The 12,016-nt window shown below is 63.6% G+C and carries 12 protein-coding genes; 5 read left to right on the top strand and 7 right to left on the bottom strand.

Annotation, left to right across the window (positions count from 1 at the left end; all coding sequences use genetic code 11):
• Positions 1-12: 12 nt before the first annotated feature.
• Positions 13-231, top strand: a complete 219-nt coding sequence (locus B0E48_RS18070) for a GDCCVxC domain-containing (seleno)protein (RefSeq protein WP_254423948.1) — start codon at positions 13-15, stop codon at positions 229-231.
• 102 nt (positions 232-333) lie between these two features.
• On the opposite strand, the gene B0E48_RS12120 is transcribed toward B0E48_RS18070, so the two are convergent.
• On the bottom strand, positions 334-975 hold the full coding sequence (locus tag B0E48_RS12120; protein WP_077518324.1) for an NAD(P)-dependent oxidoreductase: 642 nt from the start codon (positions 973-975) through the stop codon (positions 334-336).
• A 131-nt stretch (positions 976-1,106) separates the two neighbouring features.
• Between B0E48_RS12120 and B0E48_RS12115 the strand changes: the two genes are divergently transcribed.
• Positions 1,107-2,003, top strand: a complete 897-nt coding sequence (locus tag B0E48_RS12115) for a LysR family transcriptional regulator (protein WP_077518323.1) — start codon at positions 1,107-1,109, stop codon at positions 2,001-2,003.
• Positions 2,004-2,018: 15 nt separating this feature from the next.
• Here the strand turns inward: B0E48_RS12115 and B0E48_RS12110 are convergent, their stop codons facing one another.
• The 4 genes from B0E48_RS12110 to B0E48_RS12095 all read right to left on the bottom strand — a co-directional run bounded on the left by B0E48_RS12110 (position 2,019) and on the right by B0E48_RS12095 (position 6,954).
• Positions 2,019-2,948 carry a DMT family transporter gene (locus B0E48_RS12110; RefSeq protein ID WP_077518322.1) on the bottom strand — a complete coding sequence of 310 codons (930 nt, stop codon included), beginning with the start codon at positions 2,946-2,948 and terminating at the stop codon, positions 2,019-2,021.
• Between the two features lie 68 nt (positions 2,949-3,016).
• The gene (locus B0E48_RS12105; RefSeq protein ID WP_077518321.1) at positions 3,017-5,173 is read right to left on the bottom strand and encodes an AsmA family protein; all 2,157 of its coding nucleotides are present in this window, start codon (positions 5,171-5,173) and stop codon (positions 3,017-3,019) included.
• A gap of 122 nt (positions 5,174-5,295) precedes the next feature.
• Positions 5,296-5,883 carry a phospholipid methyltransferase gene (locus tag B0E48_RS12100; RefSeq protein WP_077518320.1) on the bottom strand — a complete coding sequence of 196 codons (588 nt, stop codon included), beginning with the start codon at positions 5,881-5,883 and terminating at the stop codon, positions 5,296-5,298.
• Between the two features lie 120 nt (positions 5,884-6,003).
• Entirely contained in the window at positions 6,004-6,954 is a 951-nt protein-coding gene (locus tag B0E48_RS12095) for a peptidylprolyl isomerase (protein ID WP_077518319.1), read from the bottom strand.
• A gap of 149 nt (positions 6,955-7,103) precedes the next feature.
• Here B0E48_RS12095 and B0E48_RS12090 point away from each other — a divergent pair, with 149 nt between their 5' ends.
• Positions 7,104-7,466, top strand: coding sequence for a PadR family transcriptional regulator (locus B0E48_RS12090; protein WP_077518318.1), 363 nt, complete (start codon positions 7,104-7,106; stop codon positions 7,464-7,466).
• Entirely contained in the window at positions 7,466-8,368 is a 903-nt protein-coding gene (locus B0E48_RS12085) for a sensor domain-containing protein (RefSeq protein ID WP_077518317.1), read from the top strand. The genes B0E48_RS12090 and B0E48_RS12085 overlap by 1 nt, the downstream gene beginning before the upstream one ends.
• An 8-nt stretch (positions 8,369-8,376) precedes the next feature.
• Here the strand turns inward: B0E48_RS12085 and B0E48_RS12080 are convergent, their stop codons facing one another.
• Both B0E48_RS12080 and B0E48_RS12075 read right to left on the bottom strand, forming a co-directional pair.
• A complete protein-coding gene (locus B0E48_RS12080) occupies positions 8,377-9,579 on the bottom strand; it encodes a DUF1501 domain-containing protein (protein ID WP_077518316.1) in 1,203 nt (400 codons plus the stop codon).
• A gap of 53 nt (positions 9,580-9,632) precedes the next feature.
• Positions 9,633-11,240, bottom strand: coding sequence for a DUF1800 domain-containing protein (locus tag B0E48_RS12075; protein WP_077518315.1), 1,608 nt, complete (start codon positions 11,238-11,240; stop codon positions 9,633-9,635).
• Between the two features lie 161 nt (positions 11,241-11,401).
• Here B0E48_RS12075 and B0E48_RS12070 point away from each other — a divergent pair, with 161 nt between their 5' ends.
• Positions 11,402-12,010, top strand: coding sequence for a class I SAM-dependent methyltransferase (locus tag B0E48_RS12070; RefSeq protein WP_077518314.1), 609 nt, complete (start codon positions 11,402-11,404; stop codon positions 12,008-12,010).
• Positions 12,011-12,016 lie beyond the last annotated feature (6 nt).

Here is a 12,016-nt window from a genome sequence, read left to right as displayed (position 1 = left end):
GGGACACGCAGCATGGCCACTGAAATGATCCTGCAGAGTACGTTGACCTGTCCGCATTGCGGCCACCAGGTTACCGAGACGATGCCGGCCGACGCCTGCCAGTTCTTTTACGACTGCGCCGGGTGTGGCGAACTGCTTCGGCCCAAACCCGGCGACTGCTGCGTGTTCTGCTCGTACGGTAGCGTGCCGTGCCCGCCGGTGCAGTTGCGGACGTCCTGCTGCGGTCATTGATCCGGTAGGAGTCCGGCGCTGCTGGCGGACAGGAGCAGCAGCGCCGAACTGGAAGCCGTGCCGTCGATCCTGCGCAGCTATCCGAGTGCCCTGCAGGTTCGCTCAGTAGGCGACGGTGATGCGCTGGCGCAACGCATCGTGCTTCTCGATGCGATCGAGCAGCGCGACCGCGTAGTCAGGAACGGTGATGCGGCTGACGCCGTTGCCATCGACCAGCAACTGGTCGCCGCCGACACGGTACTTGCCACTGCGTTCGCCATCCTCGATCAGGGCGGCCGGGCTGACATAGGTCCAGTCCACGTCGGCCTTGCTGGCACGGAACACGTCAAGTGCGCTGCCCTGTGCGGTCGCTTCCGGTTTCCAGGCGTCGGGGAAATGCGGGTCGTCGATCACCTTGACGCCCGGCGCCACTTCCAGCGAGCCGGCGCCACCGACCCATAGCAGGCGCTTCACGCCAGCCTTCGGCAGGTTGTCCAGCAGCACGCCGACATTGGCGGGCACGCTGTCGGGGTTGCCGTCGCGGCGCGCGGACAGGCTGGCGACCACCGCATCCACGCCGCGCACTGCATCGAGCCAGCTGGCGGGCTGGGCGACGTCACCGGTGACGACCTTCAGCCTGTCGTTGCGCTGGGCGAGGCGGCTAGGGTCGCGCACCACGGCGACGACGTCATAACCACGCGACAGTGCTTCATGGAGGATGCCCTGGCCGAGGTGGCCGGTGGCGCCGAACAGTGCGATTTTCATGGGTGGCTCCGGTAGGTGCCGCGCAATGGATAGTCGGCGGCTGATGGAGCAAAGCATGCGCGTCACGATTGGTTTGATAAACCATCCAATGCATAATTCACTGTAAACTTATAGTTGACAGCGGTGAGCCTGTGGCGAATGAAGTCAATCTCAACCGGCTGGCAGTGTTCGTGGCGCTGGTGCGTGCCGGCTCGTTCACCGCGGCAGCCGAGCAGCTGGGGCTGACCAAGGCGATGGTCAGCCAGCATCTTGCCAGGCTGGAACAGGAGCTGGGCACCACACTGCTGCTGCGCAGTACACGGCGCATGTCGTTGACCGAGGCCGGCACGCTCTTCCACGCCGATTGCGTGCGCCTGCTTGCCGATGCCGAGGCGGCGATTGCGCGGGTAGGCGGCAATCGCGATACACCCAGCGGGACCTTGCGCCTCACCACTTCGACCGACTATGGCATGGCCGTAGTGGCACCGGCACTGGCGAGTTTCTGCCAGCTGCATCCGCAAGTGCAGGTCGATCTGGTGATCGGCGACCGGATCAACGACCTGATTGCCGAGCGCTTCGATCTGGCGATACGCGTAGGCTGGCTGCGTGATTCCAGTCTGCATGCACTGCGTCTGGGCAGTTTCCGTCAGATGGTGGTGGCCACACCGGCGTATCTGGCCGCCCACGGTACGCCGCGTCGTCCGGAGCAATTGGCGATGCATGGCTGGATCGCGATGTCGGTGCTTGCGACGCCGTTGCGCTGGACCTTCGTCAGCAGTGGTGGCAGCCGGCGCACGGTGCGCATGAAGCCGGTGGCCCAGGCCAACAACGCGGCGGCGGTGCATGCGATGGTGCTGGCCGGTGCCGGCGTGGCAGTGCTGCCGGATTACCTGGCCGAAGAAGACATCCGCGCCGGCCGGCTGGTGGTGTTGCTGGCGCAGTATCGGTTGCCCGAAGGCGGCATCCACGCGGTCTATCCGGGGCGGCAGCCACCGGCAAAAGTGCGCAGCTTCATCGACCATCTGCGCGAACGACTCGCCGGCGTGTGAGTCATCCGGCAATAGTCAGTCGACGATGCTGTGGCTTTCGGTGGTGCCGAGCAATTCGGGCTGCTTGGTGCCGCGCTGCCGACGATTCAGCAGCGGATGCACGAATACTGCCGCGAGGATTACCGCCACACCGGCGTAGAACCAGCGGTCCAGTTCGTGCTGTTCCCCCAGCAGCACGATCGCCAGCACGATTGCATAGACCGGCTCCAGGTTCGTCACCATCTGCGTACCGAAAGCGCTCATGTGGCGCAGCGCCACCAGCGCCAGCGTGAATGGCAGCAAGGTGCAGCCGAATGACAGCGCCAATAGCAGCAGCGCATCATGCAGATTCGGCAGCACGAAGGCCGGCCCGGTATGCGGCAGGAGTGGTGCCAGCGCAGTGAGGAAGAGCGTGCCGGTGCCCAACTCGATGCAGGTCACCGTGAGCGGATCGCCGTGCTCGACCAGCCGCTTGTTGAGCGAGCCGAACAGTGCCACGAACAGCGCCGACAGCACACCGACCGCGATGCCCAGCCGCATGCCATGTGGCACGCCGCCGACCACCATCATCACACCCGGCACCACGGCCACGCCGATCATCAGCTCGCGCGGATCGAACCTGCGCTTGGCGATCCACGGCTCGATGAAGGCGAGGAACACCGGCCCCAGCGCGATGCAGGTGGCGCCGACCGAGGCGTTCGACAGCTTTATCGCCGCATAGAAACTCAGCCAGTGCAGCGACACCAGCACGCCGATGCCGGCGTACGCCCAGATCAGTCGGGCCGGCATCGCGCGCAGACCTCGCCAGACCTTCGGCATCAGCAGTAGCGCAGCAACTACCAGCAGCATGCGCCACCACACCAGCGGTAAGGCCGGCAACGTGATCAGCTTTCCGAGGATCGCGGTGAAGCCCCACAGCAATACGCAGAAGTGAATCTGCAGACGGGCCTGGTTGACGGGTTGCATGGGGATTTCACGCGATGGAGTACCCGCATTCTAGCGCTGGCATCCATGCGCAGTGCACTTCGATGCGGCTACCTGCTGCCTGCAGCTGCCTTGTTCGACGGCATCATCCGGCCCGAGCTGTGCAGCTGCTGCAGCACGATGCGACAGGTGTTGTCATTGCCGGTGTCGTGACTGGGTGCGACGAGGGCGAGCAAGACAGCGGCCGGAGCGGCGAATACACCGAGTGCAACGGCGCCAGCGCCGCGGATCAGCAACGGACCTTTCTGCACTCCGACGTCGGGATTCTTGAATGTGCCCTTGACGTACAGCGGCGAGCGCAGCGAGAAGATGCGAAAACCCTTGGTGTGGGGCGTGACGTCGAGGTTGAGCTGTTCGCTGGCCATGTTTGCCGTGCCACTGACGTTGATGGTGGCATCTTCCGTATCGAACACGAACAGCCGTGCATCGAACAGGCCGTCGGTGACGACCAGATCCGAAGCGGCGCAATTGATCTTCACCGTCTTGTCGCCGAACAGTTTGCCGATGATGATGTTGCCGACGTTGAGGCCCGCGGTTTCCAGCAGCGTCTTGCTGATTGCGCCATCGTTCATCAGCAACTTCAACTCACCATTGGCATGGGCCAGCAGGGCGGCCACCGAGTTGCCACGCACACCGAGATCGGCGTCGCCATTGATCTCGCCGAAGCTGGTCTGCATCGGCGCGAATTCCGGAAATAGTTGCTTGAGCTTGAGATGACGCGCGTTGAGTTTCAGCGTGCCCTGCATCGGCGATCTGCTGCCGTCAAGACGGATATGACTGCTGATGCTGCCACCGGCCAGCCCGAAGTTCAGCGGATCCAGCTGCAGCTGACCATTGCTCATGATCAGATGGGTACTCAAGGACTCGATCGGCAGACTTGGCCCGTGCACGATGCGCGCAGCGCTGAATTGCACGTCCGCATCCATCGCCTGCCAGCGATCGGTGCGGAAGGGTTCGACCGGCAGTACCTTGTCGGCAGGCTGCGCGGTGGCGTCGCCGCGTTGCTGTTTTTCGGTGTTGGAGTCGGCTCCGATCAGTGGCGCGAGATCGGCAAATTGCAGCAGCTGCGATTTCACCGTACCGCTCAACTTCGGCCGCGCGCCGCCCGTGGTGTAATCGAGATCGCCAGCGAGGTCGCTGCCGCCGACACGGCCACGGAAGTGTTGATAGCTGAAATGGCTGCCATTGCGGTGTAATTCGGCCTTGAGACGGCCCTCGGTGGCATACGGCGGTGTGTCCGGCAACGTGACGCCGATGATCGGATACAGCTTGGCCATGCTGGAGCCGGCGAACCACAGTTTGAGATCAAGTGCCGCCAGATGCGTCGGATCGGTCAGCGTGCCGACCAGGGCGATATGGCTGTCGCCGATGTGCAACCGGGCCTGCAGCGGGAACGGTTGGCTGTTCTGCTGCAAGGCCAGCACTGCCCCGATCCGGCCGCTGCCGCTGGCCGGCACACCCTGATACGTGCCATCAGCCTTCCACGCGAACTGGTAACTGGTCTTGCTGGCGACATGGCTTTCGCTGTCCGTATCGTTATTTCCGGCATTGGCCACTGCCTTGCCTGCAGCCGTGCCCGCCGTCTTGCCGGCTTGCGCACGCGCATCGGCCGATTCCTGCATCACGATCTGGTCATAGGGGATCGCCTGCTGCAATGGCTCGACGCTGAGCTGGAGTTTTATCCGGCCGGCGGCATCGTCCAGTGTGATTTGGCCACGATCAAAACCGATCGCACCAAGGTCGAGCGCCCACGCCGACGGCGCACTGCTCTGCGGCAAGCTGAAGTCCCAAGTGGCCTGTCCCTGCTTGTTGCGTTCGAGATCGATGCTCGGCTGCACCAGTTGCAGCGACGGAATGCTGATGCGATGGGCGAGCAGCCCCAGTGGTGACAGGCGAAAGCGCAAGCCATCCAGATGCGCGAACTGCGGCTGATTTGCCCAGGACGGATTCGCAATCTGGATATCGCGCGCGGTGAATTCGGGCCATGGCACCAGTGCAGCCAGTCCGCCCTCGGCCGGTTCGCGCTGCCACGCCACGCTCAGATCGCCATGGATCGCGAACGGGCGGCCGATGGCCTGGCTGACTTTTTCGTTGAGGTAGGGCTTGAGCCGGTTCCAGTCGAAGGTGGCGATGACGACCACCATGACGACGACCAATACCAGCAGTGCACCCACGATCCAGCTCAATACCTTGCGGCTGCGTTTCATCGGTGGCTTCCCGCACGACGCCCTGCAACAGCGAGCTCTGGCCTGTACTGATAGCGCAGCCAATGGCAAGGTTATGTATGGAAGCCCGCGAAAGACTCAGCAGGGATTCATGCGCAAGCGCTTTACGCGGCGACGCGGTTGCGCTGGCGTCGACCAATGCGATACACCGCGGCGGGCGGCAGATTGAACAACACGCTGCCGATGCGCACCGCTTCGAGGTCCAGCCGTTGCAGCAGGCGACGCGGCAACGGGCAGCGCGGGCCATAGGTGAACTGGTAGAACGCCCCATCGGCGTGCAATTGCTGCTCGAACACGCCCTGGATGATCGCTGCGACCTGGCTTGCCGGCATCGACAGCAAGGGCAATCCGCTGATCACCGCGCTGGCGCGCTCCTCGCCGAACAGTGGAAGTGCTTCGCCCAGCTGCGCAGCGTCCATGCTCAGGACATGCGCACCCGGATAGCGCTGCGCCAGGGCGTTCGCGAAGATCGGGTCGGCTTCGATCAGTGCCAGCCGATGGGTCGGTACGCCACGCGCTACCAGCGCGCGGGTGAACACCCCGGTACCCGGGCCCAGTTCGATCACTGGGCCATCGAGATGGTTGACGTGCGTCGTCATCAGCCGTGCCAGCGAGGGTCCTGACGGCAGCAGCGCGCCAATGCTGCGTGGGGCACGCAGCCATGCTCGCAAAAAGGTCAGGGTATCGCTCACGGCATCAAAATTTCCGAGGGTGATGGGTACGCATGCAAACGGGTATATACGCTTGCAAATTAGCCGACAGGGCTGAACACAATGTTTTCATGGAAGAGTCAACCGCAGACATGACCTCGATCAAGGTTTAACCGGCACGGCGGTTTTGGCTGCGCGCTCCGGTACATCGACGCCGCATAGATCGACCTTGCCGGCGGGGACCGCGTAAAACGCATCGCGGCGGTTGCGCTTGGTCTCGATCAGGTCCGCGAACGTGGCACTGTCCGTACGCAATACTTCCACCGACGGGCGTTGTGCGGGGGGCAGATCGCCAGCCAGGCGCACGGACTGGATCGTGATCCGCTGCTCCGGCTTGGCGTAGAAGCCCATCGGGCCGGCGCCACGCGGCAGGCCGGACAGCAGGGGCATGCCTTCCAGCACGCGACCGATCACGGCCAGGTTGCGATCCAGCCGGCGTGGTGCCTGGCCGATCACCGCATACAAGGCGCTGCCATTGCCGGTTTCCGGGCCGTTGTCGCGGCCCACACCGACCATGCCGTAGCAATGGGTCAGCCATTCCTGTCCGCTGGCCGGATCGCGTGCGACCGGGAAACCTTCGGAGAATCCGACTTCGGGCGCATAGACGTCGCCATCCGGCAGCGCGGTCCACGGCAGTTTCGGATCGATCGGGCGCGTGAACTCGGGCGGCAAGGTGTTCTTGGCGTGGCCCAGCGAGCGTATCTTTTTCGGGTCACCACCATCGTCGCCTGCCGGGTCGTCCCATTGGGTCACGAAGTTGTCCTGCACCCGCACGATCGACAGCCCGTCGAAATAATGTTGTTTGATCAGGGTGCGGATATTCGCGGCATGCAGCGGGGTGAAGTCTGGTGCAAGTTCGATCAATACCCGGCCGCTGGCCAGCTGCATCACCAGCAGATTGTTCGGGTCAGGCTGGCGCCATTCGGCCGCGCTGGATTTGGCCAGCAACTCCTGGGTCGTCGGTGTGGGTTTGCCCTGGTCCGCGAGTGCGGACAATGCCAGCAGGCTGGCACTCAATGCAGTGGCTGCGACGAAATGGTGGCGACGAAACATGCGGTACCCCTTCAGGCGATTGATCGGCAGAAAGGCAACTTAGCAGAGCCCGGGTGCCGAATTGCCAGAGGCATGACTTCAGGCCCATGCACTAGTATCAAGTTCACACTATAGTTCACTCAAGTCTAAGCGGCAGTGCGGGTGAGTGAATGGAAGACAATGCCAGCCAGTTGAAGAAGTTCCAGAAGGAGCTTTCCAGCGGCACCGTGTCGCTGGTGCTGCTGGCGGTGCTCGGCCAGTCGCGCCAGCCGATGTACGGCTACCAGATCGCCAAACGACTGGAAGAAGTGGGTGAGGGCGTGCTGGCTGGCAAGCAGAGCGCGCTGTATCCCGTATTGCGCAATCTGGAAGCAGCAGGACTGCTGGGCAGTGAAGTCGAGCCATCGGTCAGCGGGCCGCCACGCCGCTATTACCGCATCACCAAACCGGGGCGCGAAGTGTTGCGCGAGTGGGTGGCGGCCTGGACCGCGACCCGTGATTCCGTCGATAACGTCTTGCAAGGAGGGGTGTAATGAACGCGCCACGCACGATCAATGAATATCTGGAACAGCTTCGTGCTGCCTTGCGCGGCGCCGATCCGGCCTTGGTCCAGGATGCGTTGTACGACGCCGAGGAACATCTGCGTGCCGAACTGGCTGACCAGCCTGGTCGCGATGAAGCGGCGATGCTGGAACATGTAGTTGGCAGCTACGGCGCACCGGACGAAGTGGCGGACATCTACCGTGACCAGGAAATCAGGATCCAGCGCGCGATCCGACCGCCGCCGTCGCCGCAACGCCATTCGGTGCTGGGACGATTCTTCGGCGTCGCGGCTGATCCACATACTTACGGCGCGTTGTTCTACCTGTTGCTGGCGCTGGTCACCGGGATCTTCTATTTCACCTGGGCGGTGACTGGCCTGTCGCTTTCGGCCGGTTTGTCATTCCTGGTCATCGGCATCCCGTTCTTCCTGCTGTTCCTTGGCAGCGTGCGCGGCCTTTCGCTGCTGGAGGGGCGCATCGTGGAAACCATGCTGGGTGTGCGCATGCCGCGCCGCCCACCGTATCCGTCGCAGCAAGGGCAGCCGCTGCTGAAGCGCATCGGCGCGATGTTCACTGACGGCCGTACCTGGGGCACGTTGTTCTACATGCTGCTGATGCTGCCGCTGGGCATCATCTACTTCACCATCGCGGTGACACTGCTGAGTGTGTCACTGGCCTTCATTGGTTCGCCCTTCGTCAAGGCCTTCGGTTTCAACGTGATCAACATGGATGTCGATGGTTTCAGCTATTACGGCCCGGGGTGGGCTGGCACCATTGCGCTCTCTCTTGTTGGCATCGTGCTGCTGTTCGCCACCTTGCATCTGGTACGCGGCATCGGCCGCCTGCACGGACAGATCGCCAAGCACCTGCTGGTACCCAGTACGGTGGCGTGAGTGTTGCCTCAAACCAGCTGCAGATCGCGTGGCTGCGCGCCCGGGAACACGGTCTGCAATTGTTTGCCTGACAGGTTCCACACACGTCCGAGCATGCCGCCAAGCACATCGCGGTAATTGTTGAGCACGGGATAGTCGCGGTTCTGCAGCAGGTTCTGTTGGTTGACGGCAATCTGCTCGCCGGCGATCCGGCCGCCGTTGACCTTGCCGCCGAGTACCCAGTGCACGGTACCGTGGCCGTGGTCGGTGCCCTTGTTGCCGTTCTCGCGGAAGGTGCGACCGAACTCGGAAACCACCACCACCACGGTGTTGTTCCACTCGTCGCCGAGTGCGTCGGCGTAGGCGGCAAGGCCGTCACCGAGATTGCGCAGGTTGTTGGCCAGGCCGCCGGTGATGCTGCCCTGGTTCACGTGGGTATCCCAGCCGCCTACGTCGATGAAACCGAGCCGGTAGCGATCGCGCATCAGCGTGGCGATGCGCTGCGTCTCGCTGGCAAAGCCTTTCGCGCTCGGTGCGCCGCGGCTGGCGTGAACCATTTCATCGCGCAGATCCTGCGAGACGGTGTTCGGCAGCGCCAGGCCGTCCGCAGTAGCGGCGGCCAATGAAGTGCCCTGATACATCTGGGTGAGGATCGCCGATTGGCGCGCGTCGAAATGCGGCTTGGTATCACCTTTCAGCGAGATATTGGGAATGTCATGGCCAGCGCCCTGGAAACTCAGCGGCAGCGAATTGGTGAACGCGATCGGCGGCACATTGGGCAGGGTGCTGGACAGCCGCGCGAGAAAGCCGGAACGGAAATTGCCGCGTTGGGCGGTAGGCTCGCCGGACTCGATATTGTCCTGCGTCTCGAAATGGCTGCGCGACAGGTCATCGGTGCCGGCGAACGGCACGAACGCGATCTGCTTGCGCTGCCAAAATGGATAGATCGAGTCGCGCAGCACCGGGTTGAGTCCCCAGTTTGCATCCAGTGCGATCGCGCTGTCCGGGTTGCCGCCATCCGGCCTGGCGATCGCCAGCGTCGGCCGCGATTCGTAATAGAAGTCGCTGCTGTGGGGCACCAGCAGGTTGTTGCAGTCGTAGCCACCGCGCAGGAACACCAGCAGAAAGCGCGGTGCAGTGGTCGGCGTGGCGAACAATTTTCCGGAGAACGACAGGGCCGGCAACGCAGCGGTGGCACTGGCGGCGGCAAGCAGGAATTCGCGGCGATTCATGGAGCACCTCGGTGATGGTCGGCAAGCTCGTCCATGCAGGCAGGGGGAGAACGTCAGCGGTAGTTGAAATCGGGCGACGACAGCAGGAACGTATTCCACTCCGTCGGTGACTTGGCCTGGTTCAGCGCGTTGCTGGTGGCGACGGACAGTTCTTGCGCGACCGCATCACGGTACAGCGCCGAGTCGCGCAAGGCGGGCGCATCCCGCGGCGGATTCGCAGGAGTACCGGGCAGTGCAGGATCGCTGTTGTCGATGAACAGCCGGTTGCGTCCGCTGCCGATTACGCGGGCGAAGTCGAAGCGTTTGCTCATCTGGCCCGAGCCCGTCCAGCTGGTCGAATCCAGCGGCCAGCCATCGGGCGTGATGCGGCCGTACAGCGGCTCGTCCATCTGTCTCAGCCAGTTCACCAGCGGCACCGCGTTCGGAATCGTTTCGCCGTCGTAGGTAAACCGCATCGCCGAGACCAGGAAGCGCATCGGGTCCTTGAACTTGTGTTCGTCGAGGGCGGCCGCTTGCGGCGACAGCAGCATCGTGCGCATGACCGCGGCGATATCGCCGTCGGTGCGCCGGAACGTGTTCGCCATCGCATCGACCAGCGATGCCGGCGGCTGGTCGGCGATGAAGTAGGTGGCAAGCTGCTGCGAGATGAAGTGCGCGCAGGCGGGCTGGCGCACGATCAGATCCACGGCCTCGGCGATCTCGTCGTAGCCGCTGCCCTTGATGGTCTGGCCGAGGAAATTCTTGTCGCCGAAATCGTGCTGGTTCGGGTTGAACACGAACAGGCCGTCGCGCACCAGGCCAGGTCGTGCCCGGGCGAACAGATTCCGGCGCGCGGCCGGCTTTGCCGGCAGCAGGCCGGCGCCGGTGAGGATGCGCATCAGCTGTTGCACGTCCTGCTGGGTGTAGCCGGAGTTCACACCCAGCGTATGCAGTTCCATCAACTCCCGCGCGTAGTTCTCATTGGTCTTGTCCTTGACGTTGTGCACGTTGTCGAGGAACTCCAGCATGGCCGGGCTCTGCAGCGTGGCCATGACCAGATCCTTGAACTTGCCCAGCGCATGCGGGCGGATTACGTGCTCCTCGTAGTCGGCAGTGAACAGGCGTACCGGTCCTTTCTCCGCATATACGCTGAAGTGGTTGAGCCAGAACCACACCAGTTGCTCTTTCAACTGGTCGCCACCGTAGATCGCGTGCAGCATCTCAGCCTGTGCGGCCTGCTGGTAGATGTCGCGGCGGTACTGCTGGAACGCGGTCTTCGCGGCGTCCTTGGCCGGACCAGCCGGTGCCTGTTTGAACTGCTGCGCACGCTCCTGGTAGTCGGCTAGCTGCTGCGCCAGCGGCGTGCTGATGACAGTCAGGTTATTGATCTGCGCGGCGACCTGCGGCGGCAGGTTGTCGTCGCCACCGGCCAACTGCTCATCGAGGAAGCGCGTGCGGCCCAGTTCGCGGTAGCGCGCCAGCGTGGCACTGTCGAGACCGAAGCTGTCGCGACGCAGCCAGGCGATGTCGCCCAGCCGCAGGCCGTCCAGCTTCGCTGTGACTGTCGTGGTAGGCATCCGGCTCGGCGGGTTCCCGTCGCCGGCACAAGCCAGTGCGGGAGCCAGCGTCAACAGCAAGCCGAGGACCAGCGTACGGCAGCGAAACGGGGCGGCGGCGGGCATGCGTCCGTACTCCGGTGATGGGTGTTGCGTAGTCTTAACGCATGGGGTGCCGTTTCGATGACTGCCGCAACGTGACGGATAACCCAGATTCGGGCGCGATTCAGCCGAAGTGCCCATCGCACGCGACGGCGGTTACCATGCGACACCCGCCGGAGCCTGCCATGCCCAAGACCTATGATCGCGACTATTTCGACAAGTGGTACCGCGATCCTAAACACGCGGTCGGTTCGCCGACCGAACTGAAGCGCAAGGTAGCGATGGTGGTGGCTCAGGCGGAGTACTACCTCGGTCGGCCGATCCGCAACGTGCTCGATGTCGGCTGCGGCGAGGCCACCTGGCGGGCGCCGCTGCGCGCATTGCGGCCGGACATCGCCTATCGCGGTCTGGATGCCAGCGAATACGTGGTGGCGCGCTATGGCCGCAGCCGCAACATCGGCCTGGCGCGTTTCGGCCAGCTCGAACAGTTGCGCTTCGATACCCGCTTCGACCTGATCGTTTGCACTGACGTGCTGCATTATCTGAAGCCGGCCGAGATCCGTGCCGGGCTGCAGGGTATTGGCGAGATGCTCGACGGCGTGGCGTTCCTGGAGGTGTTCACCAGTCGCGATGATGTGGCCGGCGACCACCACGGTTTCGTGTCGCGCGCCCCGGCCTGGTATCTGCGCGAATTCGGTGAGGTCGGTTTGTTGCCCTGCGGCTCACATTGCTACCTGGGACCGCGGCTGGAACGCCACATCGCAGCGCTGGAGCGGGCGCAGCTGCCGGCCTGATGGCTG

It is taken from the genome of Rhodanobacter sp. C03, assembly GCF_002001175.1.
In the GTDB taxonomy this organism is placed as follows: domain Bacteria; phylum Pseudomonadota; class Gammaproteobacteria; order Xanthomonadales; family Rhodanobacteraceae; genus Rhodanobacter.
Note: the sequence above shows the minus strand (reverse complement) of the source record. Positions and strands in the feature narration are given on the sequence as shown.

Excerpts from the sequence above, each read along its gene's own strand:
- B0E48_RS18070 (WP_254423948.1), top strand. The coding sequence starts at position 13 with ATGGCCACTGAAATGATCCTGCAGAGTACGTTGACCTGTCCGCATTGC.
- B0E48_RS12120 (WP_077518324.1), bottom strand. The coding sequence starts at position 975 with ATGAAAATCGCACTGTTCGGCGCCACCGGCCACCTCGGCCAGGGCATC.
- B0E48_RS12110 (WP_077518322.1), bottom strand. The coding sequence starts at position 2,948 with ATGCAACCCGTCAACCAGGCCCGTCTGCAGATTCACTTCTGCGTATTG.
- B0E48_RS12105 (WP_077518321.1), bottom strand. The coding sequence starts at position 5,173 with ATGAAACGCAGCCGCAAGGTATTGAGCTGGATCGTGGGTGCACTGCTG.
- B0E48_RS12095 (WP_077518319.1), bottom strand. The coding sequence starts at position 6,954 with ATGTTTCGTCGCCACCATTTCGTCGCAGCCACTGCATTGAGTGCCAGC.
- B0E48_RS12090 (WP_077518318.1), top strand. The coding sequence starts at position 7,104 with ATGGAAGACAATGCCAGCCAGTTGAAGAAGTTCCAGAAGGAGCTTTCC.
- B0E48_RS12085 (WP_077518317.1), top strand. The coding sequence starts at position 7,466 with ATGAACGCGCCACGCACGATCAATGAATATCTGGAACAGCTTCGTGCT.
- B0E48_RS12080 (WP_077518316.1), bottom strand. The coding sequence starts at position 9,579 with ATGAATCGCCGCGAATTCCTGCTTGCCGCCGCCAGTGCCACCGCTGCG.
- B0E48_RS12075 (WP_077518315.1), bottom strand. The coding sequence starts at position 11,240 with ATGCCCGCCGCCGCCCCGTTTCGCTGCCGTACGCTGGTCCTCGGCTTG.
- B0E48_RS12070 (WP_077518314.1), top strand. The coding sequence starts at position 11,402 with ATGCCCAAGACCTATGATCGCGACTATTTCGACAAGTGGTACCGCGAT.